At 64.1% G+C, this 22,821-nt stretch carries 22 protein-coding genes and 1 pseudogene; 6 read left to right on the top strand and 17 right to left on the bottom strand.

Going from position 1 to position 22,821, the window contains the following annotated elements; all coding sequences use genetic code 11:
- Nucleotides 1–183: 183 nt before the first annotated feature.
- Nucleotides 184–873 (bottom strand): rhomboid family intramembrane serine protease, encoded by a 690-nt coding sequence (locus DFO68_RS14475; protein WP_243726531.1) that lies wholly within the window; start codon nt 871–873, stop codon nt 184–186.
- A 33-nt stretch (nt 874–906) separates the two neighbouring features.
- A complete protein-coding gene (locus tag DFO68_RS14470) occupies nt 907–1,125 on the bottom strand; it encodes a hypothetical protein (RefSeq protein ID WP_133484330.1) in 219 nt (72 codons plus the stop codon).
- Nucleotides 1,126–1,768: 643 nt separating this feature from the next.
- Between DFO68_RS14470 and DFO68_RS14465 the strand changes: the two genes are divergently transcribed.
- Nucleotides 1,769–2,497 carry a YebC/PmpR family DNA-binding transcriptional regulator gene (locus DFO68_RS14465; RefSeq protein ID WP_133484329.1) on the top strand — a complete coding sequence of 243 codons (729 nt, stop codon included), beginning with the start codon at nt 1,769–1,771 and terminating at the stop codon, nt 2,495–2,497.
- A gap of 99 nt (nt 2,498–2,596) precedes the next feature.
- Here DFO68_RS14465 and DFO68_RS14460 read toward each other — a convergent pair whose 3' ends face one another.
- The 4 genes from DFO68_RS14460 to dbpA all read right to left on the bottom strand — a co-directional run bounded on the left by DFO68_RS14460 (nt 2,597) and on the right by dbpA (nt 7,485).
- A complete protein-coding gene (locus DFO68_RS14460) occupies nt 2,597–3,031 on the bottom strand; it encodes a DUF4399 domain-containing protein (RefSeq protein WP_133484328.1) in 435 nt (144 codons plus the stop codon).
- A gap of 81 nt (nt 3,032–3,112) precedes the next feature.
- A complete protein-coding gene (gene ftsH, locus DFO68_RS14455; protein WP_208107441.1) occupies nt 3,113–5,044 on the bottom strand; it encodes an ATP-dependent zinc metalloprotease FtsH in 1,932 nt (643 codons plus the stop codon).
- 76 nt (nt 5,045–5,120) lie between these two features.
- Nucleotides 5,121–6,023 (bottom strand): PA4780 family RIO1-like protein kinase, encoded by a 903-nt coding sequence (locus DFO68_RS14450; protein ID WP_133484326.1) that lies wholly within the window; start codon nt 6,021–6,023, stop codon nt 5,121–5,123.
- Nucleotides 6,024–6,090: 67 nt separating this feature from the next.
- Nucleotides 6,091–7,485, bottom strand: a complete 1,395-nt coding sequence (gene dbpA, locus DFO68_RS14445; protein ID WP_133484325.1) for an ATP-dependent RNA helicase DbpA — start codon at nt 7,483–7,485, stop codon at nt 6,091–6,093.
- Nucleotides 7,486–8,316: 831 nt separating this feature from the next.
- On the opposite strand from dbpA, the gene DFO68_RS14440 reads away from it, so the two are divergent.
- Nucleotides 8,317–9,258, top strand: a complete 942-nt coding sequence (locus DFO68_RS14440; RefSeq protein WP_133484324.1) for an IS1595 family transposase — start codon at nt 8,317–8,319, stop codon at nt 9,256–9,258.
- Nucleotides 9,251–9,562, top strand: a complete 312-nt coding sequence (locus DFO68_RS14435; protein ID WP_133484323.1) for a hypothetical protein — start codon at nt 9,251–9,253, stop codon at nt 9,560–9,562. Before DFO68_RS14440 ends, DFO68_RS14435 begins: the two co-directional genes overlap by 8 nt.
- Nucleotides 9,563–9,631: 69 nt before the next feature.
- Here the strand turns inward: DFO68_RS14435 and DFO68_RS14430 are convergent, their stop codons facing one another.
- Nucleotides 9,632–10,243 (bottom strand): lysozyme-like domain containing protein, encoded by a 612-nt coding sequence (locus tag DFO68_RS14430; protein ID WP_133484322.1) that lies wholly within the window; start codon nt 10,241–10,243, stop codon nt 9,632–9,634.
- 283 nt (nt 10,244–10,526) lie between these two features.
- Between DFO68_RS14430 and DFO68_RS14425 the strand changes: the two genes are divergently transcribed.
- On the top strand, nt 10,527–11,525 hold the full coding sequence (locus DFO68_RS14425) for an NADP-dependent oxidoreductase (RefSeq protein ID WP_133484331.1): 999 nt from the start codon (nt 10,527–10,529) through the stop codon (nt 11,523–11,525).
- Nucleotides 11,526–11,633: 108 nt separating this feature from the next.
- Here DFO68_RS14425 and yghU read toward each other — a convergent pair whose 3' ends face one another.
- The 10 genes and pseudogenes from yghU to guaB all read right to left on the bottom strand — a co-directional run bounded on the left by yghU (nt 11,634) and on the right by guaB (nt 20,327).
- A complete protein-coding gene (yghU, locus tag DFO68_RS14420; protein ID WP_133484321.1) occupies nt 11,634–12,518 on the bottom strand; it encodes a glutathione-dependent disulfide-bond oxidoreductase in 885 nt (294 codons plus the stop codon).
- A 122-nt stretch (nt 12,519–12,640) separates the two neighbouring features.
- Nucleotides 12,641–12,910, bottom strand: a complete 270-nt coding sequence (locus tag DFO68_RS15875; RefSeq protein ID WP_347813135.1) for a LysE family transporter — start codon at nt 12,908–12,910, stop codon at nt 12,641–12,643.
- A gap of 193 nt (nt 12,911–13,103) precedes the next feature.
- A pseudogene (locus DFO68_RS15870) lies at nt 13,104–13,184 on the bottom strand (type I restriction enzyme endonuclease domain-containing protein); the annotation flags it as partial.
- The gene (locus DFO68_RS15865; protein WP_243726532.1) at nt 13,174–13,779 is read right to left on the bottom strand and encodes a type I restriction enzyme subunit R domain-containing protein; all 606 of its coding nucleotides are present in this window, start codon (nt 13,777–13,779) and stop codon (nt 13,174–13,176) included. The gene DFO68_RS15865 and the pseudogene DFO68_RS15870, both read right to left, overlap by 11 nt.
- Complete coding sequence (locus DFO68_RS15860) at nt 13,731–15,458, bottom strand: type I restriction endonuclease subunit R (protein ID WP_279512844.1); 1,728 nt, start codon at nt 15,456–15,458, stop codon at nt 13,731–13,733. The genes DFO68_RS15865 and DFO68_RS15860 overlap by 49 nt, the downstream gene beginning before the upstream one ends.
- Before the next feature lie 4 nt (nt 15,459–15,462).
- Entirely contained in the window at nt 15,463–16,476 is a 1,014-nt protein-coding gene (gene rhuM, locus DFO68_RS14410) for a virulence protein RhuM/Fic/DOC family protein (RefSeq protein WP_133484320.1), read from the bottom strand.
- A gap of 13 nt (nt 16,477–16,489) precedes the next feature.
- Nucleotides 16,490–16,897: a type I restriction-modification system subunit M N-terminal domain-containing protein gene (locus tag DFO68_RS15855; RefSeq protein WP_243726530.1), complete on the bottom strand. Its 408-nt coding sequence runs from the start codon at nt 16,895–16,897 to the stop codon at nt 16,490–16,492.
- Complete coding sequence (locus DFO68_RS14400; protein ID WP_133484319.1) at nt 16,894–17,130, bottom strand: DUF2442 domain-containing protein; 237 nt, start codon at nt 17,128–17,130, stop codon at nt 16,894–16,896. Before DFO68_RS14400 ends, DFO68_RS15855 begins: the two co-directional genes overlap by 4 nt.
- A gap of 54 nt (nt 17,131–17,184) precedes the next feature.
- Nucleotides 17,185–18,762 carry a glutamine-hydrolyzing GMP synthase gene (gene guaA / locus DFO68_RS14395; protein WP_133484318.1) on the bottom strand — a complete coding sequence of 526 codons (1,578 nt, stop codon included), beginning with the start codon at nt 18,760–18,762 and terminating at the stop codon, nt 17,185–17,187.
- Between the two features lie 95 nt (nt 18,763–18,857).
- Nucleotides 18,858–20,327 carry an IMP dehydrogenase gene (gene guaB, locus DFO68_RS14390; RefSeq protein ID WP_133484317.1) on the bottom strand — a complete coding sequence of 490 codons (1,470 nt, stop codon included), beginning with the start codon at nt 20,325–20,327 and terminating at the stop codon, nt 18,858–18,860.
- A gap of 181 nt (nt 20,328–20,508) precedes the next feature.
- Between guaB and xseA the strand changes: the two genes are divergently transcribed.
- Together xseA and DFO68_RS14380 are read left to right on the top strand one after the other, a co-directional pair.
- Nucleotides 20,509–21,879, top strand: coding sequence for an exodeoxyribonuclease VII large subunit (xseA, locus tag DFO68_RS14385; protein ID WP_133484316.1), 1,371 nt, complete (start codon nt 20,509–20,511; stop codon nt 21,877–21,879).
- Nucleotides 21,880–21,995: 116 nt separating this feature from the next.
- A complete protein-coding gene (locus tag DFO68_RS14380; protein WP_133484315.1) occupies nt 21,996–22,649 on the top strand; it encodes a peroxiredoxin in 654 nt (217 codons plus the stop codon).
- Nucleotides 22,650–22,821 lie beyond the last annotated feature (172 nt).

The raw sequence follows: 22,821 nt of genomic DNA, 5'->3' as shown, positions 1-22,821 counted from the left end.
GCCCTCCTGGAAAATCCTCCGAGAGAGCCTTCGCGAAGAGGTCAAAGAGCAGGCATTATGCGACGAATAACACAAAATTCGTGGGGATCCGCCAGGAGCAAAGGGGCGATAGCCCCAACGGATCGGAAGGCATGTCACCATGCCGAAGGTCAATCGCTCAAGCGATGTGATCTGTCGGCATTCTCAGGGAATCTTCGACAACAGCTCCTCGAAGAAGCGCGGCCCGAGACCGGGGGCGAGAAAGAGCATGAAAGCCACGCCCCAGGCACCGCCCCAGAGGTGGGCGCTATGATTGATCTTGCTCCCCCCGCGGTGACTGGCCTGGACCGAATAGACCACATAGACGACCGCAAAGATGATCGCCGGAACCGGCACGAAGAAGACGTAGAGCAGCGACCAGGGCTGGAGAAGAATATAGGCGAACAGCATCGTCGACACCGCGCCCGATGCCCCCAGACTCCGGTACTGGCTGTCGACACGATGGCGAAAATGGCTGGGCAGGATGGCGACCAGAATGCCCGAGAGATAGAAGAGCAAAAAGCCTAGAGGACCAATGCGTGGTGTCAGAACCTGCTCCATGACTCGACCAAAGAAATAGAAGGTGATCATGTTGAAGAGCAGGTGGGTACCATCGGCATGGATGAAACCATGGGTGAGCAACCGCCACCACTGCCCCTTCGCCACGCCAGGCGGCCAGTAGATCAGAGACGCGAGCAGAGACGGCGAGCGCCAGGCCGTCAAGGATAGGATGACGGTGAATGCGATGAGGGCAAGGGTAATCATGCTAACGATAACATGCCAGGTGCGGGGCCAATAAAGCGAGGAAGAAAGAAAAACACCTCCAGCGGACGCCTGGCCTGCTGGAGGTAGCATAAGGCCTGCTCTTGTCAATTTCCAATGAGCTACTTACTCCTCGTAGGGGCGCGCATGAATCTCGTCGGTTCCGTGGCGCTTGAGGATCTCTTCCGCCTCCCGCTGCGTGGAATCGGGAACGATCACCTTGACCTCGCTGGTTTCCTTGTCGAGAAACAGCTTCTCGCGGGGAAATCCCTTGGAAACCAGCTCATCGTAGGCGTTGACCGCCTTCATGCTGTCGTCGTAGGTCGCTGTCACTGTTTGAGTCATGCGCTTCTCCAGCAAGAGGGTCGTTGCTCCAAGGCCCCATTGGCCCTGTCGCGCGCACTCTGCAAGCTAGCCTTGCAGGCACCGCTTCCATTATAGGAGCAGCCATTGGCGGAATGCCAACGCCACGATCCTGTGCTTGATCCTCGTCACATCGTGGCATGCCTTTTTGCCGATTGACGAACGGAGCTCAACTCCTGCAATAACGAATGGAGTCACGATCTCGGTCTCATAGGCGGTCCTCCACGTCGCGCTTGAGATCCCGAGCATTGAACACGGCGTGGGCCTTGCTATCGTTGTTGAAGTAGGCGTAGATGTTCGGTTCGTCCTTTCTGAGACGCCCCTAGCGATGGGTATCCTGATGCGCTGGATGGGCCATGAGCATATCGCGTCAGTGGTGTTTTCGGCGCAGGCAGCGGCATCATCGAAAACTCTCTTGCCGGAGCCCATCATGCCTGCTTACCCAGGCAGTCAGCCAGCGCATGGTGGTCGGCATGATGGTCCACCGGAACAGCCTCCTGGGTAGTCGGGACTCCCTGACAGGGTAGTCAGGCCAGGCGCCGGTGATTGTGGCAAAAATCCCTGTTCGCCTCCGCCTCGGTTTCGTAGAATTCAGCCTCGTGTTTCGATGCCACAGGACAATGCAATGGGCAGGGCCTTCCAGAACCGCAAGGAATCCATGGCCAAGACGGCCGCCGCCAAGACCAAGGTCTACAGCAAGTACGGTCGCGAGATCTACGTCTGCGCCAAGCAGGGCGGCACCGACCCCTCGGGCAATCTCTCCCTGCGCGGGCTGATCGAGCGCGCCAAGAAGGACCAGGTGCCCAGCCACGTGATCGACAAGGCCCTGGACAAGGCGTCCGGCGTGGGCGGCGAGGACTTCTCGCCGGCCCGCTACGAGGGCTTCGGGCCGGGCAACTGCATGATCATCGTCGATTGCCTGACCGACAATCCCAACCGCACCTTCGGCGATGTGCGCGCCTGCTTCAACAAGGCCAAGAGCAAGCTCGGTACCCCCGGCAGCGTCAGTCACATGTTCGATCACTGCGCCATTCTGGCCTTCCCAGGTGACGACGAGGAGGCCATCCTCGAGGCGCTGATGGAAGCCGATGTCGACGTCACCGATATCGAGAGCGAGGACGGCCAGATCACCGTTTTCGCCCCACATACCGAGTATGCCAAGACCAAGCAGGCGCTGCTTGATGCCTTCGGCGAGCTCGACTTCGAGGTCGACGAGATCCAGTTCGTGCCCCAGACCGTGACCCCGCTCGAGGGCGAGGACGTGGTGATGTTCGAGAAGCTGCTCGATGCATTGAACGACCTGGACGACGTGCAGAATGTCTTCCACAACGCCGAGGTAACAGGCGAAGCGTGAGGTGCCGCCGGCCAGCCTGCAGACGAAGTCCATCGACTCGGCCTGAAACGGCTCCTTGTTCTGCCAGCACTGCCCCCACGCCTGCCCGGCGGGGGAGGGTTACTGCACGGTGATGGTGATGAGCTCTGATGTCACCGGCGGGTCGAAGCTGACATGGCGTCCATCCATGAACAGCAGCTGCAGGCTATGCTCACCGGGCTCGAGCTCAAGGGTGGTCTCGGTCTGGCCGCCACCGAAGTGGCGCTTCCCTTCATCAGCCGGCAGCGGCTGGTCGAGATTCACCTCGTCCAGCGGCGTGTCGATCAACAGGTGATGGTGGCCGGTGCCGTCGCTCTGGGTGCCGGCGGGCGCCACGCCCATGCCCTTAAGCCCCATGCGCACGGTCACGGGGTTCTCGACCGTGGCCCCATCCTGGGGAGAGATGAAGTAGACCTCGGCACCTTCGGGGGCGGGGGCGCGCTCCATCTGGGCCAGCGCCGGGCCAGCCAGCAACACGCCGCCCACCAGGGCCAGGCTCGCTATCCAGTGGTTCATTGCTATCTCCTCATTGATGACTCGGAGTCGCCCACGATGGGCGACGCTCGCCTACAGCGTAGTCGAATATGGCGTGATGCGTCACGACTGGGCGGAAGCGTGACCCAGCAGCTCACGAATCGCCTCGGCCTCCAGGGTTTCCTCCTTCTCCAGGGCCGCGGCCAGGGTATCCAGCTCGCTGCGATGGGATTCGAGGAGTTCACGGCCGCGGGCTTCGAGCTCGGTCAGCAGCCGCTGTATCTCGGCATCGACCATTGCTGCCATGGCTTCACTGTACTCGCGGGACTGGGCAATCTCCTTGCCCAGGAACACATGTTCCTGGCTCTGAGCAAACATGACCGGTCCGATACGTTCACTCATCCCCCAGCGCGACACCATGCGACGGGCCAGTTGCGTGGCCTGTTCCAGGTCGTTCTCGGCGCCACTCGACACCTCGTCGAAGACGATCGATTCCGCCAGCCGACCGCCGAACATCACGGTGATGCGGTCGCGCAGATAGGCTTCGCCCTGGTTATAGCGTTCCTCGGCAGGCACCTGTGCGGTCACGCCCAGGGCGCGTCCACGTGGCAGCACCGTGACCTTCTCGAGGGGATCGGCCTTGGGCAGCAGGTAGGCAAGCAGCGTATGTCCCGACTCGTGATAGGCCACGATGTGGCGCTCGCTCTCGGAGAGCCCGGCATCCTTGGCCGCGCCCAGCAGCAGCCGGTCGCGGGCCGCCGAAAAACAGGCCCAGTCCACCTCCTGCTGGTCATTGCGCCCGGCCTGCAGGGCGGCTTCGTTGGTCAGGTTGGCCAGATCCGCCCCCGAGAAGCCGATGGTGATCTCGGCCAGTCGTTCGAGATCCACGTCATCGGCCAACGGCACGTCACGCGTATGCACGCGAAGGATATCCCTGCGCGCCTCGCGATGCGGGTTCTCCAGGGTCACCTTGCGATCGAAGCGACCCGGCCGCAGCAGGGCCGAATCGAGCACGTCGGGACGGTTGGTAGCGGCCAGGACGACGACGGACTCATCGGCCTGGAAACCGTCCATCTCGGAGAGAATCTGGTTGAGGGTCTGCTCGCGTTCATCGTGACCGCCCCCCATCCCGGCGCCGCGGGAGCGTCCGATGGAATCCAGCTCATCGATGAAGATCACCGCCGGCGCCTGCTCCTTGGCCTGCTTGAAGAGATCACGAACACGCGAGGCGCCAACGCCCACGAACATCTCGATGAACTCCGAGCCGCTGATGCTGAAGAACGGCACCTCGGCCTCGCCGGCGACCGCCTTGGCCATCAGGGTTTTGCCGGTGCCCGGGGGGCCCATCATCAGGATACCGCGGGGAATCTTGGCCCCCAATGCCTGGAAGCGCGCCGGCTCCTTGAGAAACTCGATCACCTCAAGGACTTCACGCTTTGCATTCTCCGAGCCGGCCACATCACTCAGCCGCACCTCGCTCTCTTCACTGCTCACCCGGCGGGCGCTGGACTTGCCCATGTTGAACAGCCCACCGCCCGACATGGCGCGCTGCTGCATTCGGTTCCAGAACCAGAACAGCAGGCCCAGGATCAGGATCCAGGGCAACGCCCCGACAAGGATACGCTGCCACCAGGGTGGCTCGGTGGGTTCGGCGTCGATGCGCACGCCATTCGACTCGAGACGCTGAAGCAGCCGCTGACCCTCGACCTCCGGCCGCGTGGTCTGAAAACCTTTCTCGGTCTTGCTAAGCTCGCGCGCCTTTCGTCCCGCCTGGGTGAAGCTGCCTTCCACCCTCTGCCCCCGCAGCGTGACCGCCTCGACATGGCCTTTGTCCACGGCCGTCAGGAACTCGGAATAGGCGAGTTCGAGCCGCTGATGCCGCTGCGCCGAATCGAGATAGTGAAACAGCAGCACAATGACGAGTGCGATCCAGACGAAAACCAGCCACTGCCGGCGGGAGGGCTGAACCTCTTCGGGATACCAGAGAGGGGAACGCTTGATGCGGTTGCGTTGACGTTCCCGCTGGGAGTTTGAATCGTGATCGGATCGGGACATGGCGGACTCGGCAATGATGAGTAACCCCTGAAACATTGCCGACCCCCAACCGGGATTACAAGGTCAACGACGGCCTTCAGCGCTCTCCGCGGGACTCCCGCCAGGCCTCGGCGGCCTCTTCGACCCCGGGTTCATCGTCACGGTTGCGGGCTGCCTGACGGTAGGCCTCCTCTTCGCGCACATCGTCGATCACACTCATCAGCTCATCCACGTCCACGGTGCTGGTGTCATGCTCGAAACAGCCGGTCAGCGGGCTGTCCGGGTAAAGGTCACCGGCCTCATAGAGCGCCCAGATCTCCTTGCCGTAATCGGTGGCGAGCAGTTCCGGGGCGAAACGACCGAAGTAGCGGCGCATGTTGTCGACGTCGCGTTCGAACATCCTCTCGGCGCTGTTGTTGCCCGCGGCATCCACCGCCTGGGGCAGGTCGATGATCACCGGGCCGTCGGCGGAGAGCAGCACGTTGAACTCGGAGAGGTCGCCATGGATCAAGCCGGCACACAGCATGCGCACCACGTCGCCGAGCACCTTGGCGTAATGGGCCCGGGCCTCGTCGGCGGTCAGGGTCACGTCATCCAGCCGCGGCGCGGTCAGGCCCTCGGCATCGGTGATCATCTCCATCAGCAGCACGCCATCGACGAAACCATACGGTTTGGGCACCCGCACGTCCGCCGCCGCCAGCCGGTAGAGGGCATCGACCTCGGCGTTGAGCCAGGCCTGCTCCTGCTCCTTCTGGCCATAGCGGGTCTTCTTGGCCATCGCCCGAGAGCGGCGGCTGTTGCGCTCGCGGCGCCCCTCCTGGTACTGCACGGCCTGCTTGAAGCTGCGCTGCTTGGCCTCCTTGAAGACCTTGGCACAGCGCCGCTCACCATGGGAGCGCACCACGTAGACCTGAGCTTCCTTGCCGCTCATCAGCTGGCTCTCGACCGCCTCGATCAGGCCGTCGTCGACCAGCGGTTGCAATCTCTTGGGTATCTTCATATCACCACATTGGCATAGAACCCGCCGGCTGTGTATCCCGCGGGAGTATCACGTTTCCTTTATATGGTCAGCGGCTGATGCGACGGGCACGAAAGCTGCGCCCCTTGAGCCTGCCGTTGCCCAGCTGATCGAGGGCCGCCCGGGCGACGTCGCGACGCACGGCCACATAGGCGCGGTCGGCGAGCACCTTGATCTTGCCCACCTGGTCGCCGGCGATCCCGCCTTCGCCGGTCAGGGCGCCGAGGATGTCGCCGGGTCGCAGCTTCTGCTTCTTGCCGCCGCCGAGCTGCAGGGTCGCCATGGCGGGACGGTAGGGCTGGCGCTCCAGCACCGAGCGAGAGGGCAGCGGCTCGGTCTCCAGCACCTCGCCCAGGAAATCGGCGAGACGCGCCAGCCGGTAGTCCTCCTGTTCGGCCACCAGGGTACAGGCGATCCCGGAGCCACCCGCCCGGCCGGTGCGCCCGACGCGGTGGACATGCACCTCGAGCTCGCGGGCGATGCGGTAGTTGAACACCGCATCCAGGGCATCGATGTCAAGTCCGCGCGCGGCCACGTCGGTGGCCACCAGGATCGAGGCGCTGCCGTTGGCGAACAGCACCAGCAGGCGGTCGCGGTCGCGCTGCTCCAGGTCGCCGTGCAGCGCCAGGGCGCTGAAGCCCGCGTCGTTCAGGGCGTCGGCGACCTCGTCGGTCTCGCGCTTGGTATTGCAGAACACCACGCTGGCGGCGGGCCTGACATGCAGCAGCAGGCGGCGCAGTGCCTCGAAGCGGGCCGACTCGTCCGCCACCCGGTAGAAGTGCTGGCGGATCGTGGTCGCGTCGTGGGGCTCGGCCACCTCCACCGTGACCGGATCGTGCATCAGACGCTCAGCGATGGGCCGGATGGCCTCGGCATAGGTGGCGCTGAACAGCAGCATCTGGCGCTCCGCCGGGGTCGCGGCGATGATCGTCTCCATGGCCGCCTGGAAGCCCATGTCGAGCATGCGGTCGGCCTCGTCCAGCACCAGGATCCCCAGACCCGCGAGGTCGAGCGAGCCCTTGCGCAGGTGCTCCTCCATCCGCCCCGGGGTACCGACGACGACATGCGCGCCATGCGCCAGCGATGCGAGCTGCGGCCCCAGGGGCGCGCCGCCGCACAGGGTCAGCACCTTGATGTTAGGCAGGCTGCGTGCCAGGCGACGGATCTCGCCGGCCACCTGGTCGGCGAGCTCGCGGGTCGGGCAGAGCACCAGACCCTGCACCCGGAAGTCCGCTACCGACAGCCGCGAGAGCAGCGCCAGGCCGAAGGCGGCGGTCTTGCCCGATCCGGTCTTCGCCCGAGCGATCACGTCGCGGCCCGCCAGCATGGGCGGCAGGCTCTCGGCCTGGATTGGCGTCATAGCGTCGTAGCCCAGCGAAGCGAGGTTGGCCAGCAGTTCCGGCGCCAGCGGCAGCGCGGCGAAATCGGGAGAGGAATCAGACACGTGAATAGCCCTGCGAAGAGGAGACGGCACAGAAACGCGACGAGCAGACGACGGGAGCCATCGGATCTGAAGCCGTGGAATCGATAATAAAAGAGGCTGGCAGGATAGCAGATAGACGCCACCGGCGCTGCTAATCCAAGCCCGCCAGGCAGGCCATCTGATCCCGTAGGCTCGGTAAGCGCCAGCGCACCGGGCATGCCGAGGGCACCATCGTCATGCCGGATGCAGCTCCGGCGTATCCGTCCTACGCGACATTCCCGCTGTTTTCACGCCGATTTGCGAAGAATTGAAAGAAGGTTCTGCATGTCACCAGAAAAATTATGCTGCATCGCAGCAATAAAACGTCTATAGTGGTATTGCAATCCCCATGAGGAGGGCAACTGCAATGAATACCCTACAAGCGCAATCCCATCCGTTCGATTCTTACGTTCTCAAGTGCTGGGCACATCAGGCTCAACTACAGCGGAGCGCCTTCGAAGCCTTCGCCGCCTACCTGGGCTAACGACCCTCACTGCCACGCCAACATAAACCCACGACAACATAGACCGAGACACTGCCACTTCCGGCCTGCCACGACTCGATGGCCGTGCCGCCAAGCTCATCGCGACTCTGGCGTTCCGCGGGCACTGGCCCGAAGACGGAAAGCCTGTATGATGGATGGGCAACACCGTCAGATACGGAGCGAAAGAGACGATCGACCATTTCTTTCAAGCCAGCACGGGAGGTTCTCATGAAGGTCTACAAACCGGAACCTGATTACTCATGTTGATCAGCCACCACCCTGCCAGCTTGTCCTATACTGAGGTTATATCCAGTAGAGGAGGCGACGTCATGGCACGCAACGCTATCCAGTTCCAGCCCGGCCTGTCACTGCCGGCCTTCCTTGGTCAGTACGGCACGGAAGGGCAATGCCGGGAGGCGCTCTTTCGGCATCGCTGGCCGAGGGGCTTCGTCTGTCCTGACTGCGGCAACACCACCTACTGCCAACTCGCGCGCGGGCTCTATCAGTGCCATCGCTGCCATCATCAAACCTCGCTGACCGCCGGTACGATCTTCCATGGCACGCACCTGCCGCTGACCACCTGGTTCCTGGCGATCTACCTGCTCACCCAGCGCAAGAACGGCATCTCAGCGTTGCAGCTGTCCCGGGAGCTCGGCGTCAGCTACAACACGGCCTGGAAGCTCAAGCACAAGCTGCTGCAGGTCATGTACGAGCGTAACCAGAGTGAGACGCTGACGGGGCGCATCGAGATCGATGACGCCTACCTGGGCGGCGAACGGCCGGGAAAGCGCGGGCGCGGCGCTGAACACAAGGTCCCCTTCATCGCCGCCGTGCAAACCGATGAGGAAGGCCACCCGCAGCGGGTTCAGCTGCGCCGTGTGAGCGGCTTTACCCTTGACGAGATGCGTCGCTACGCCCAACAGGCCATTGTGCCTGGTAGTCAGGTCATCAGCGACGGCCTCGGATGTTTCCGAGCCTTCGATACGCCTCTCTACGTTCATGACTGTCACATCACCGGCGGTGGGCGTGCCAGTGTGAAGAACCCCGAGTTCAACTGGGTCAACACGGTGCTGGGCAACGTCAAGAACGCGATCACCGGCACGTACCATGCCATCCGCGGGAAACATACCCCACGCTACCTGGCCGAGTTCGAGTATCGCTTCAATCGGCGCTATGACCTCAAGGCCATGATCCCGCGCTTTCTCACGGTAGCCGCCCGAACACCGCCGATGCCGTACCGGTTCCTGAAGATGGCTGAGCCTTATGCGTAATCAGGAACCGGAATGGCAGTGCACGTTTAGCGTAAACGAGGGCGTGGAAGAATCAGCTAACTGGAAGGAGCGAATCGCCTGGCGCATACGGGAATTCGCCGACAAGCTGGACGGTGGTGGAAGGACGATCAAGATCGACTGCAACGTCACCCCCGAGGTGAGCCGTGAGGATGTCGACACCTGCCTGGAAAAGGGCTTCGCCCTGAGCCAGAGTCTGCTCACCCAGCTCGCCCACCAGGCCGCCTGCGAAGACGTCATGCGTGATGCCAAGGCGGAACTGTTCGAGCAAGCGCCTCAACGCTGAGGCCGTAAGCGTGTCGCTAAGCGCCGTCACCACACCCCATCCGGCCCCGGTCGGATGGGGTGTTTTCGTTCATGCGCGACACAACGGCCAGAATTGGTAGAAGTGCCGACAGCGAAATTCGGCCTCGCACGCGCCTAGCTGTGCCTGATAGCGGTTGGCCCGTGCCGCCACCTGACGGGCAGCCTGCCTCACCCGAGGCTTGGAGCGGTAAGTGCCCCGCCGATACCCACCGGCACCCTCGTGATAGGCCAGGTAGAGGCGTTCGGGGTCGTGCAGGGAAAGGCCCAGCTGGCGATGTGAACGAGCGTTGTACCAGCCGATGAAGTCGGTGGCGTGTTTCATGCTAGTACGCCGCGCAAAGAGGCTGCCGGCCTCGTCTCGATACTCGCCCCACACTGGATCCTGGGCCTGGGCATAGCCCTTGGCCGAGGATGGACGCCGCCAGGGAATGATCCCCAGCAGGCGCGTGCGTGGCGGACGCACGTGACTGCGAAAGCCCGACTCCTGCTGAATGAACGCCAGTTGGGTGGCGATGGGCGTCCCCCATCGTTCCTCGGCATCCCGGGCGTCGTCATACCAGGAGGGTTGCTCGCGGAAGATCTCGCAGATGTTGCGCTGATTCTCTGGTGGCGCGGGCGCCAGCATCGCGCAGCCGCTGGCCAGCAGGAGATATCCCCCCATCAGCAGCCATCCCGCCATAAACCGCAGGCGAGCCTGCTTTATCCTCCTAACCCTGAGCCAACCGATCGCCGATGCCATGTCATCCTCCTGTCGCCGGTGCATCGCCCGATGCTACACCGCCCACCACCTCCTGGGGGTAAACATTCATGTTCGCCGGCTGTCTGGCAACTCCGCATCCTTCACCAACTTCACCAAGGCTAGCCGGCATGACCTGACAGCTTGGCCCGTGCGCCGCCCGTATAATAGACTGGTCGTCTACACACCGAAGCGAAGGAGTGGCATGATGCAGTCCCGTTACTTCACCATCAACGACCATCCACAGGGTACCCCGGCACGCGAGCTGTTCGAGCTACATGAGCAGGCACTGCCCTCGCTCGCCCAGGGCGAGGTGCGCATCCGCAACACCTGGCTGTCGGTGGACCCTTACATGCGCGGCCGAATGAGCGGCGTGACGACCTACATCGAACCCTTCGAGCTGAACGCTCCCCTGGAAGGCGCAGCCATCGGCGAGGTGATCGAGTCGCGCGATGCGAACTTTCCGGTGGGCACCAAGGTGCGCCACATGGGGGGTTGGCGTGACATCGCCCAGTTGCCGGGTGACCAGCTGGAATCCCTGCCCACCTTCAAGGTGCCGGAACAAGCTTATCTGGGTGTGCTCGGCATGCCGGGCATGACTGCCTGGACCGGCCTCAACCGCATCGCCGAGATGCAGGAAGGCGACAACGTCCTGGTCAGCGGCGCGGCCGGCGCGGTGGGTTCGCTGGCCGTGCAGCTGGCCAAGGCCAAGGGCGGCACCGTGGTCGGCATCGCCGGCTCGCCCGATAAGCTCGACTGGTTGGCGTCCCATGGCATCCAGCCTGTGAGCTACCGTAACAAGAATGCCGCCGAGCTCACCGAGGCGCTGCATGATGCCTGTCCAGAAGGCTTCGATGTCTACTACGAGAATGTTGGTGGCACCTGCCTGGAAGCGGCGCTGAACACCCTCAGAGTTGGCGCACGCATCGCGATATGCGGCATGATCGCTCGCTATAACGAGGAAACGCCGAGCCCCGGTCCCGGCAATCTGGCGATGCTGCTGATTCGTCGTGCGCGCATGGAGGGCTTCATCGTCTTCGATCACTGGGCGCATTATTCCCAATTCCTGGAGGACGTTGGTCCGCAGGTCGAGAGCGGCCAACTCGACTACGAAGAGACCGTGGAAGAAGGCCTCGAGCGCACGCCGGATGCCTTCCTTAAGCTGTTCGAAGGCGCCAATCGCGGCAAGATGCTGGTGCGGCTCTGAACGACGGCAAGCCGCGGCATCCTCCTCGATGGTCGGTCGTTGAACAAGACCCGGCAGAGCGTAACCAGGCATCGCCACATGGGGCAGACGCTGGTCGCCCCTGCAGTCTCAGGCGTGCCCCTTCTCGCCCGCCAGCTTGTCCTCTGTACGCAGCTCGAAATCGCTGGCGTCGTGGCGCTCGTGGAGTTGCATCTGCGGATCGCCGAAAGTGCGGTTGACCATGCGCCCGCGCTGCACGGTGTCGCGAGCATCGATCTCGCGCGCCCAGCGCTGCACGTTCTGGTACTCCTGCACCTGAAGGAATTCGCCGGCGTCGTAGAGGCGGTCCAGGGCGAGCTGGCCATACCAAGGCCAGGTGGCGATATCGGCGATGGTGTAGGTATCGCCCGCCAGATAGCGCACCTCGGCAAGGCGGCGGTCGAGCACGTCGAGCTGGCGCTTGGCCTCCATGGCGTAGCGGTCGATGGGGTATTCGAGCTTCTCCGGCGCATAGGCGTAGAAGTGGCCGAAGCCGCCGCCGAGGAAGGGCGCGCTGCCCATCTGCCAGAACAGCCAGTTGAGCGTCTCGGTGCGCGTAGCCGTATCGACAGGCAGAAACGCCCCGAACTTCTCTGCCAGGTAGAGCAGGATCGCACCAGACTCGAACACTCGGATATGCTCGGGGGTGCTGCGATCGACCATCGCCGGGATCTTGGAGTTGGGATTGATCTCGACGAAGCCGCTGCTGAACTGGTCGCCCTCGCCGATGCGGATCAGCCAGGCGTCATACTCGGCACCCTCGTGGCCGGCCGCCAGCAGCTCCTCGAACATCACCGTGGCCTTCACGCCATTGGGCGTGCCCATGGAGTAGAGCTGAAAGGGGTGCTTGCCAACCGGCAGCTCTTTCTCATGGGTAGGGCCGGCGATCGGGCGATTGATGCTGGAGAAAGTGCCGCCGCTGGCCCTCTCCCAGGTCCAGACTCTCGGTGGAACGTACTCGTTACCCTGGCTCATGAAACCTCCTGGATAGTGGATGACATGCCCCTCGCCTGGTCAAGACGCGTACCCGACGAAAGGATCATGTCCAAGAAGATAACCGCTTAGGGCGCTGTCCGCGACCCTTGGGCTACTGCGACTCACTCGCTGCTGTTTTCCGTCACCGCGCTCAACTCCTTCAGACCGGGCCCGAGGCCCGTGCCGCTCGCCAGTTGCAGCGCAATGGCCGCCATCATCACCCCGATGGTCCCGTCAATGGCGCGCCACGCCAGCGGCCGCGATAACCAGGGCGCCAGCGCCGCTCCGCCCCATGCCAGCAGGCTGAACCACAGCACCGAGGCCGACACCGCGCCGACCAGGAAGCCGGCCACACTGCTCTGCTGCGCACCCACCGAGGCAATCAGCAGCAAAGTGTCCAGGTAAACCTGGGGGTTGAGCAGGGTGACCGCTACAGCCCCTGGGCGGCCAACCAGGCAAGGAACGCCACCCCCACCCAGCGCATCGCCACCATGATCTGAGGCACGGCCAGCAGCAGCGGGCTAAGGCGGCATCCCGCTCCATCTCGGCCTGGAACTGCTTGGCCATGCTGATCAGCTCCTCGATCACCTGGGCGGTCTCGATCCCCCGGTTGTTGTATTTGCGCAGGGTTTCCTGCAGCCGCTCGGAATACTTCTTATCTTGCACCACGTTGTGCCGCGTCTTGGCCGTGATGTCGTCCTTGAGCAGCTTCTCGAGCAGCACCGCATAGGCCTCCTCGGCGCTGTGGGTCGGCGCGCCACGGCCCTTTGGCCTCGGTATAGGTCTTCAGCGCCAGCTTCAGCTCGTTGGCGATGCCGATGTAGTCCACCACCAGGCCGCCCGGCTTGTCCCGTAACACCCAGTTCACCCGGGCGATGGCCTGCATCAGGTTGTGGCCCTTCATGGGCTTGTCGACGTACATGGTGTGGCAGGTGGGCGCATCGAAGCCGGCGAGCCACATGTCGCGAACGATCACCAGCTTCAGCGGGTCGTTCACGTCCTTGAAACGCTTTTCCAGCCGCTTCCTTATCGCCTTGTTGGTGATGTGGGGCTGCAGCAGAGGCTTGTCCGCGGCCGAGCCGGTCATGACGACCTTGATGGCACCCTTCTCCGGATCAGCGGCGGCGCCCAATGGAGCACCGTGCCAGTCGGGACGCAAGGCGACGATCTCGTTGTACAGGTGGGCGCAGATGTCCCGGCTCATGGCCACGATCATCGCCTTGCCGTCCAGGGTGGCGTTGCGGGTCTCGAAGTGTTCCACCAGATCCGCGGCCACCTTCCTGAGCCTGGGCCCGGAGCCCACCAGCTTCTCCAGCCGGCTCCATTCGCCCTTGGTGCGCTCGCGAGAACCCAGGTCCTCCTCGTCCTCCACCACCTCCTCGACCTGGTCGGACAGCGCCTCGATGGCCTCGCGGTTGATATCGAGCTTGGCCAGCCGGGACTCGTAGTAGATTGGCACCGTGGCGCCGTCATCGACGGCATCCTGGATGTCGTAGATGGAGACGTAATCGCCGAACACCGCGCGGGTGTCCTTGTCCTCGCTGGCCACGGGCGTGCCGGTGAAGCCGAGAAGGAGGCGTTGGGCAGCGCATCGCGCATGTGCTTGGCGTAGCCGAAGCGGTAGCTGCCATCCTGCTTCAGGGTGGCCTTGAGGCCGTACTGGCTGCAGTGCGCCTCGTCGGAGATTACCACGATGTTGTGGCGATCGTTGAGGATGGGATGACCGGCCTCCTCCTCCAGCAGGGCGAACTTCTGCACCGTGGTGAAGACGATGCCGCCGGACTCCCGCTCGGCCAGCAGGCGACGCAGTTCATCGCGGTCATCGGCCTGGATGGGCTCCTGCTTCAGCAGCTCCCTGGCGGCGCTGAAGGTGGCGAACAGCTGGCCGTCAAGGTCGTTGCGGTCGGTCACCACGACCAGGGTGGGGTTGTTCATCTCCGTTTGCTGGAGCAGCTTGCCGGCATAGCAGCACATGGTGATGCTCTTGCCGGAACCCTGGGTGTGCCACACCACCCCGACCTTCTTGCTGCCGGGCGTGACCCTGTCGGCATAGGTGGCGCGGCGTTCGGCCACCTGGCGCTGATCGGTCTCACGGGCGGCGATCACGGTGGCACGCACCGCCTCCCGCACGGCATGGAACTGGTGGTAGCCGGCGATCTTCTTGATCAGGGTGTCGGCGTCGCTCTCGAAGAGGATGAAGTGGCGCAGGTAGTCGAGCAGCAGTTCGCGATCGAAGAAACCGCGCACCAGGGTTTCCAGCTGCCACTCCAGCAGCGGCTTGTCGTCCTCGTGCCGGAGGGTGCGCCAGGGCATGAAGCGCTCCTGGTTGGCCGTCAGCGAGCCGACCCGGGCGTTGTAGCCATCGCTGATGACCACCGCCTCATTGGTGACGAACAGCTCGGGAACCTCGTCCTTGTAGGTCTGGATCTGGTGGAAGGCGTCCCAGATATCGACGTTCTCGGCGCCTGGGCTCTTGAGCTCCAGCACCGCCAGCGGCAGGCCGTTGATGAAACACACGACATCGGGGCGGCGCAGCTGGCGGCGGCCCTGCAGGGTGAACTGGTTGACGGCGCGAAAGTGGTTGGCCGAGAGCTCGGCGAAATCCACCAGCAGCGCCCGGTCATGGACGATCTCGTCGTCGCGCTTGTACTCCACGGGCACACCGTCCAGCAGCAGGCGGTGAAAGGCGCGATTGCTGACCACCACGTCGAGGCTTTCCGGCTTGCGCACCACCGCCAGCGCCTGCTCGACGGCATCATCGGGCAGGTGCGGGTTAAGCCGCCGAATCGCCGCCTCCAGATCGCCAATCAGCAGCACCTGGCGGTAGTCGGCCCGTTCCGGCGTGAGGGCAGCCGGCGCGATATCCGGCCCGTGGGCGATCTCCCAGCCACCCTCGGCGAACCACTCAAGGCAGAGCCGTTCCAGTTGATCCTCGGTCATACGCTCAGTCCTCTTCCCGGGCGGGCTCCTCGAGCAGAATGAAGTGCTCGATCAGCCGGATCATCAGGTCTTTCTGACCCGGCAGGCTCTCGGCCACCAGCAACGCCAGTGCGACAAGGGTATTGTCGTTGATCAACCGCTCTACGGGCCGCGCCAGCAGGGACGCGTTGCGGCGCAGGTACCACAGGAACAGCAAGGAGCCGCAGCGCTTGTTGCCATCGGCCAACGGGTGATTCTTGATGACGAAGTAGAGCAGGTGCGCGGCACGACTGGCCAGGTTCGGATAAAAAAGCGCGTCGCCGAAGCCCTGCTCGATGGTAGCAAGCGCCGAGGCAAGTCCATCACCGCGCAGCTGACCGAAAAGCTCGGTGGCTTCGCCCTTCTCGATCAGCGTCTGCTTCAGCTCAGCGATCGCCTTCAGTGCTTCGTCCAACGCGAGGGCTCTCATCCCGGGCTGCATCATGCCCACCTCAACCAGCACCTGCTCATCGTAGCCCTGCAGCAGGCTCCAGGAACGAGCATAGTCGCTGATAACCCGCGCCACCGCCTCGCCTTCGGTGGAGACCAGGCCCTGATTCGTCAGCGTGCGGCTCAGCAACGTGACCGCCTGCTCGAACTCGATGCCGCGCTCCGTCAGGCGGCGCTGATTGAGGGTATAGCCCTGAACCAGGTGATCTTTGAGAACCTGGGTGGCCCATTGGCGGAACTGCACGCCTCGCTGGGATTTCACGCGATAGCCGACGGAGATGACCACGTCTAGGTTGTAATGGTCGATGTCACGGCGGACCTGACGCTTACCCTCCTGGCGAACTATCCGGAATTTCCGGATGGTTGCTTCCCGATCCAATTCGCCCTCAGCGTAAACATTGCCGATATGCTCGCTAACTGTGCGAACGTCCTTGCCAAACAGCTCCGCCATTTGCGCCTGGCTCAGCCAGACGGTCTCCCGGTCCAGCGCCACTTCAAGCCGGGCCTGGCCATCGCTTGAGGTGAAGATCCTGATCTGTTGCTCTGCCATGCTGCCTCCCCGCCTATAGCGCCTTGCAGGCCGCACTCGACGCTGATTCGGCCTGAGTGGGCTTGTTTTCGGCATCGGGAACGGACAGCTCGCCGGAAAGAAGTTTGGAGAGAAGGGTATCGCGGAGCTTTTTCAAGTTGCTGGACTCAAGACGAAACTCATATTCGTAGACGTGGCCGAGGATGCCCTTGAGCTTGTCGTTGCTCCTCTCGATCGCCTCCAGGACGTTGGCCCCGCGGTAGTAGTCCAGCACCTCCAGTTCTTCCTGCAGGGCCTGCTGGTAGGCCTCGTCGCTGTCGAGATCCTGGCGGGGCAGGTAGTAGATGTTCTCGTCATCATCGGTCTGGAACATCTCGAGCAGCTCAGCCTGGCGCTCCTCGAAGGCGTCGGAGACGTACTTCAGCGGCGCGAATTTGTTCACTGAATCGTGCAGTTACGGTAGACAAATTCCGAATCGAGGTCGACACCCGATTCCCACTCGAAGGTAACGAAGGACACCTTGACGTTCTCGAAGGCCTTCCTGTCTTTCAGATGCTGGAACACCCCGAAATCCAGATATTCATCCATGTCCAGCACCCCGGACCCACCATTATCAAAAGTGATCGCCAGTGAATAGTTCTCCAGAGGCCTGAGCGAAATCACTGAGGGATGCATGACATTCTCCTGTCACTGGAGCGGGGAGATGCGGCTGCTGTGAAGTGTTCTCTCTCACTCCCATTCGATGGTCGCCGGCGGCTTGCTCGAAACGTCATAGGTCACGCGGGAGACGCCGGCGATCTCGTTGATAATGCGGTTGGAAACGGTCTCCAGTAGCTCATAGGGCAGGTGCGCCCAGCGGGCAGTCATGAAGTCGATGGTCTCCACGGCGCGCAGAGCGATGACCCACTCGTAGCGGCGGGCATCGCCCACCACGCCGACGGAGCGCACCGGCAGGAAGACGGCGAAGGCCTGGCTGGTCTTGTGGTACCAGTCGGCGCGGTGCAGTTCCTCGATGAAGATGGCGTCGGCCTCGCGCAGGATGTCGGCGTACTCCTTCTTCACCTCGCCGAGGATACGCACACCCAGGCCCGGCCCCGGGAAGGGATGGCGGTAGACCATGTCGTAGGGCAGGCCGAGCTCGACGCCGAGCTTGCGTACCTCGTCCTTGAATAGCTCACGCAGCGGCTCGACCAGCGTGAGCTTCATGGTCTCGGGCAGGCCACCGACGTTGTGGTGCGACTTGATCACGTGGGCCTTGCCGGTCTTGGCGGCGGCGGATTCGATCACGTCGGGGTAGATGGTGCCCTGGGCGAGGAACTCCACGCCCTCGATCTTGGCGGCTTGTTCGTCGAACACCTCGATGAAGGTGTTGCCGATGATCTTGCGCTTGGCCTCGGGGTCGTGGGCGTCGCGCAGGCGGGTGAGGAAGAACGCCTCGGCGTCCACGCGGATCACCTTCACGCCCATGTGGCGGGCGAAGGTTTCCATCACCTGCTCGCCCTCGTCCTTGCGCAGCAGGCCGTTGTCGACGAACACGCAGGTAAGCTGCTCACCGATCGCCTTGTGCAGCAGCGCGGCGACCACCGAAGAATCCACGCCGCCGGAGAGGCCGAGCAGCACGTGGCGCTCGCCCACCTGCTCGCGCACGCGCTCGATCTGGTCCTCGATGATCTGCGCCGGCGTCCAATTGCGCTCGGCGCCGCAGATCGCCAGCACGAAGTGCTCGAGGATGCGGCTTCCCTGCAGGGTGTGGGTCACCTCGGGGTGGAACTGCACGCCATACAGGCGCTTCTCCTCCCAGGCCATGGCGGCGATCGGGCAGCTTGGGGTGGAAGCGGTGACGGTGAAGGCGTCGGGCACCCGGGAGACCTTGTCGCCGTGGCTCATCCACACATCCAGCAGGCTCTTGCCGGTCTCGCGGTCGACATGGTCCTTGATGTCGCGGAACAGTGCGGTCTCCTCGTCGATGCGGATCTGCGCGTAGCCGAATTCGTGAACGTGGGAGCCTTCCACGGCACCGCCGAGCTGCTCGGCCATGGTCTGCATGCCATAGCAGATACCCAGCACCGGCAGGCCCATCTCGAACACGCACTGCGGCGCCCGGGGCGAGTCCAGCTGGGTGACGGACTCGGGGCCACCGGCGAGGATGATGCCGTTGGGGGCGTACTCGCGGATCTCGGCCTCGCTGATGTCGAAGGCGCGAACCTCGGAGTAGACGCCGATCTCGCGCACCCGGCGGGCGATCAGCTGGGTGTACTGGGAGCCGAAGTCGAGGATCAGGATCTTGTGGGCGTGAATGTCGGTCATCTGGCCTTTCCTTTGCGAGGCGAACGGCCCGGAAACACGAACGCTGGAAGCGGCGCGGCCACTTCCAGCGTCAAGCTTCCGGCACCAAGGGTGTGTCAACCGGCGCGGTAGTTGGGCGCCTCCTTGGTGATCTGCACATCATGCACATGGGACTCGTTGAAGCCGGCCCCGGTGATCTGCACGAACTGCGGTTTGGTACGCATCTCCTGGATGTCGCGGCAGCCGGTATAGCCCATGGAGGCGCGCAGGCCACCCATCAGCTGGTGGACGATGGCGCTCATCATGCCTTTGTAGGGCACCCGGCCCTCGATGCCTTCCGGCACCAGCTTCTCGGCGCCCTCGCTCTTGTCCTGGAAGTAGCGGTCGGCGCTGCCCTGGCTCTGGGACATGGCGCCCATCGAGCCCATGCCGCGGTAGGCCTTGTAGGTGCGGCCCTGGTAGAGCTCGACCTCGCCCGGGGCCTCCTCGGTGCCGGCCAGCAGGCCGCCGACCATCACCGTGCTGGCACCGGCGGCCACCACCTTGGCCAGGTCGCCGGAGAAGCGCACGCCGCCGTCGGCGATCAGCGGAATGTCGTAGGGCACCAGTGCCGCGGCGACGTTGGAAACGGCGGTGATCTGCGGCACGCCCACGCCGGCGACGATGCGGGTGGTGCAGATGGAGCCCGGGCCGATACCCACCTTGACGGCATCGGCGCCGGCCTCGGCGAGCGCCTTGGCGGCCTCGGCGGTGGCGATGTTGCCGCCGATCACCTGAATGGCGGGGAAATGCTCCTTCACCCAGCGCACCCGCTCGATCACGCCTCGGGAGTGGCCATGGGCGGTATCCACCACCACCACGTCGACGCCGGCCTCGGCCAGGGCGGCGACGCGGTCCGGCGTCTCGGGGCCGGTGCCCACGGCGGCGCCGACCAGCAGGCGGCCGTCGGCGTCCTTGGCGGCGTGGGGGAAGGTGCGGGCCTTCTCGATGTCCTGGAAGGTGACCAGACCGCGCAGGCGGTTCTCGTCATCCACCACCAGCATCTTCTCGATGCGGTGCTCCTGCATCTTGCCCTTGATGATCTCGAGACTGGTGCCCACCGGCACGGTGACGAGCTTCTCGCCGGGGGTCATGATGTCGGCCACACTGTCGCCATGGTTGGGCTGGAAGCGCATGTCGCGCTGGGTCACCAGGCCCACCAGGGTCTCGCCCTCCACCACCGGGAAGCCCGAGAAGCCGTGCTCCTCGGCCATCGCCAGCAGATCCGCCAGCTTGGCCTTGGGGCCCACGGTGACCGGGTCCTTGACGATCACGCTCTCGTGCTTCTTGACCTTGCGTACCTCGGCGGCCTGGTGGGCGATGGTCATGCTCTTGTGGATGATGCCGATGCCGCCCTCCTGGGCCATGGCGATAGCCAGGCGAGCTTCGGTGACGGTGTCCATGGCGGCAGAAAGAAGGGGGATGTTCAGGAAGAGGTTGCGGGTCAGGCGGGTGCGGAGGCTGACCTCGTTGGGCAGGACGTCGGAATACCCGGGCAAGAGTAGTACGTCATCGAACGTAAGCGCTTCTTGGGCCATACGTAGCATAGGTGGCAACACCCAGTGAACTGGTGGGGGAATAAAGTTAATCGCCCATTATAGCGGGGAGGGGCGGGGGCGAGCAAACGACGCTGCTTGGTATGCCCTGCCCTGGCGGCCCGAGACGCTGCCACCGGGGCGGCAGCGCATGATAGGGTATTTGCCTCCATTCTCCTGCGATGACCGTGCCATGCTACGCCCCGAGGACGCCCCGCTTTCCGTCAGCGAGCTCAACCGCCGCGCCCGCCAGGCGCTGGAGCAGGATGTCGGCGAGGTGTGGGTGGAGGGCGAGCTTTCCGGGGTCTCGCGGCCGGGCTCGGGGCACATCTATTTCACCCTCAAGGATGACCGCGCCCAGCTGCGCTGCGCGCTGTTCCGTACCCGGGCGCGTTTCGTCGCCGCCCCCATGCGCGACGGCGACCGGGTCAAGGTGCGCGGCCAGGTGTCGCTGTTCGAGCCCCGCGGCGACTACCAGCTGATGGTCGAGGCGGTGCAGATGGCCGGCGTTGGCGAGCTGCTGGCGGCCTTCGAACGCCTCAAGACCCGCCTCGACGCCGAGGGCGTATTCGCCAACGCGCGGCCCCTGCCCTATCCGCCGCGCCACCTGCTGGTGCTTACCTCGCCCACCGGCGCGGCGATCCGCGATGTGCTGGCGGTGCTCGCGGCGCGCTGGCCACTTACCCAGGTGACCTTGATTCCGGTGCCGGTGCAGGGCCGCGAGGCCGCGCCGGCGCTGATCTCGGCGCTAGGGCTACTCAACCGCCAGGCGGCGCTGGACCCGGCCCGCGATGCCATCCTGATCACCCGTGGCGGCGGCAGCCTGGAAGACCTGTGGGTCTTTAACGACGAGCACCTGGCGCGGGCGATCTTCCACTCGCGGCTGCCGGTGATGTCGGCGGTGGGCCACGAGGTGGACGTTACCCTGGCCGACTTCGCCGCCGACGCGCGAGCCCCCACCCCTTCGGCCGCCGCCGAGCAGCTGGTACCCGACCGCCGTGAGCGGCGTTACCACCTCGAGCAGCTGGCCGAGCGGCTCAACCGGGCCCAGCGCGCCCGCCTGGAGCGCGAGGCCCAGCGCCTGGACCACCTGCGGATACGGTTGCGCCATCCGGGTGAAGTGCTGATCACGCGTCGCCGGCAGCTGGAGCAGCTGGAAAGACGGCTACGACGGGCCATCGAGGCCAAGCTCGCCACCGAACAGCGCCGCGAGCGCCATCTGCACCAGCGCTTGGCCCTGCGCTCGCCGAAGCGGCGGGTGGAACTGGCCGAGCAACGCCTGACGCGAGCCCGCTGGCGGCTCCATCAAGCCATGCCGCGGGCCCTGGCCCGCCATCGCGAGCACCTCGGCGGGCTGGCGCGCGAGTTGCAGGCAGTGAGCCCCCTGGCGGTACTGGGACGCGGCTATGCGATCCTCGAGGACGCGCAAGGTCGGATTGTTCGCCGGGCGACGGACACGAGCCCCGGCCAGGCGATAGAGGCACGGCTGGGCGAGGGGCGGCTTCACCTCAGGGTGACCGACACTAGGACCAGCGGGCCACCTGGCGATAAGGTGTCGAAATAGGTGCGAACGAGGCCTTGATGTCATGGACCAATGCCCATATGTCTATCAGGAGTGCCAATTCCGCGTCCGATTTGCGGGCACGCGGGGGATTTCTCCACTCATCAAGGAGACACAGCATGTCACTGCGTATCAACGACGTCGTACCCGATTTCGAGGCCGAGACCAGCCAGGGCCCGATCCGCTTTCACGAGTGGCTCGACGACAGCTGGGCGATCCTGTTCTCCCATCCCAAGGACTTTACCCCGGTATGCACCACCGAGTTCAGCGCCGTGGCCAAGCTCAACCAGGAGTGGAAGAAGCGCGGCACCAAGGTGATCGGCATCTCGGTGGACCCCGTCGATGACCACAAGAAGTGGGTCAACGACATCGCCAGCCTGGCCAGCTGCGATGTGGGCTTCCCGATCATCGCTGACGAGGATCTCAAGGTCGCCAAGCTGTTCGACATGCTGCCGGCCGATGCCTACCTGCCGGATGGCCGCACCCCGGCCGACAGCGCCACCGTACGCACGGTGTTCATCATCGGCCCGGACAAGCAGCTCAAGCTCTCCATGACCTATCCGATGAACGTGGGCCGCAACTTCGCCGAGGTACTGCGCGCTCTGGATGCGCTGCAGACGGCCAACGGCGAGGGTGTGGCCACGCCCGCCGACTGGAATGTCGGCGACGACGTGATTATTCCCACCAGCGTCTCCGACGAGGATGCCAAGGCGAAGTTCGGCGAGTTCGAGACCGTCTTCCCCTATTTACGCCTCGCCAAGCGGCCCCAGTAAGCCGGGTAGTTCACCCCTACGCCAGGACAACCCCCTGCCTCGGCAGGGGGTCTTGCATGTGCGCCAGGCATGGCGCGCAGCGCCTGACTGGCGCTGTTTCCAAGGGTGGTGCCTTGGAATGACTTGGGGGTGAAAGTCCCCTGCACGCCCGGCAAGGGGAAGTGCTAGCCGA

Source organism: Halomonas ventosae (genome assembly GCF_004361885.1).
Classification (GTDB): Bacteria; Pseudomonadota; Gammaproteobacteria; order Pseudomonadales; family Halomonadaceae; genus Halomonas; species Halomonas ventosae_C.
The sequence above is the reverse complement of the archived record's forward strand: the minus strand, read 5'-3'. Positions and strand labels throughout refer to the sequence as shown.

Bases quoted from the DNA above. Each gene is read 5' to 3' on its own strand.
- DFO68_RS14475 (WP_243726531.1), bottom strand. From the start codon at position 873: ATGCTACCTCCAGCAGGCCAGGCGTCCGCTGGAGGTGTTTTTCTTTCT.
- DFO68_RS14470 (WP_133484330.1), bottom strand. From the start codon at position 1,125: ATGACTCAAACAGTGACAGCGACCTACGACGACAGCATGAAGGCGGTC.
- DFO68_RS14465 (WP_133484329.1), top strand. From the start codon at position 1,769: ATGGGCAGGGCCTTCCAGAACCGCAAGGAATCCATGGCCAAGACGGCC.
- DFO68_RS14460 (WP_133484328.1), bottom strand. From the start codon at position 3,031: ATGAACCACTGGATAGCGAGCCTGGCCCTGGTGGGCGGCGTGTTGCTG.
- ftsH (WP_208107441.1), bottom strand. From the start codon at position 5,044: ATGTCCCGATCCGATCACGATTCAAACTCCCAGCGGGAACGTCAACGC.
- DFO68_RS14450 (WP_133484326.1), bottom strand. From the start codon at position 6,023: ATGAAGATACCCAAGAGATTGCAACCGCTGGTCGACGACGGCCTGATC.
- DFO68_RS14440 (WP_133484324.1), top strand. From the start codon at position 8,317: ATGGCACGCAACGCTATCCAGTTCCAGCCCGGCCTGTCACTGCCGGCC.
- DFO68_RS14435 (WP_133484323.1), top strand. From the start codon at position 9,251: ATGCGTAATCAGGAACCGGAATGGCAGTGCACGTTTAGCGTAAACGAG.
- DFO68_RS14430 (WP_133484322.1), bottom strand. From the start codon at position 10,243: ATGGGGGGATATCTCCTGCTGGCCAGCGGCTGCGCGATGCTGGCGCCC.
- DFO68_RS14425 (WP_133484331.1), top strand. From the start codon at position 10,527: ATGCAGTCCCGTTACTTCACCATCAACGACCATCCACAGGGTACCCCG.
- yghU (WP_133484321.1), bottom strand. From the start codon at position 12,518: ATGAGCCAGGGTAACGAGTACGTTCCACCGAGAGTCTGGACCTGGGAG.
- DFO68_RS15860 (WP_279512844.1), bottom strand. From the start codon at position 15,458: ATGACCGAGGATCAACTGGAACGGCTCTGCCTTGAGTGGTTCGCCGAG.
- rhuM (WP_133484320.1), bottom strand. From the start codon at position 16,476: ATGGCAGAGCAACAGATCAGGATCTTCACCTCAAGCGATGGCCAGGCC.
- DFO68_RS14400 (WP_133484319.1), bottom strand. From the start codon at position 17,130: ATGCATCCCTCAGTGATTTCGCTCAGGCCTCTGGAGAACTATTCACTG.
- guaA (WP_133484318.1), bottom strand. From the start codon at position 18,762: ATGACCGACATTCACGCCCACAAGATCCTGATCCTCGACTTCGGCTCC.
- guaB (WP_133484317.1), bottom strand. From the start codon at position 20,327: ATGCTACGTATGGCCCAAGAAGCGCTTACGTTCGATGACGTACTACTC.
- xseA (WP_133484316.1), top strand. From the start codon at position 20,509: ATGCTACGCCCCGAGGACGCCCCGCTTTCCGTCAGCGAGCTCAACCGC.
- DFO68_RS14380 (WP_133484315.1), top strand. From the start codon at position 21,996: ATGTCACTGCGTATCAACGACGTCGTACCCGATTTCGAGGCCGAGACC.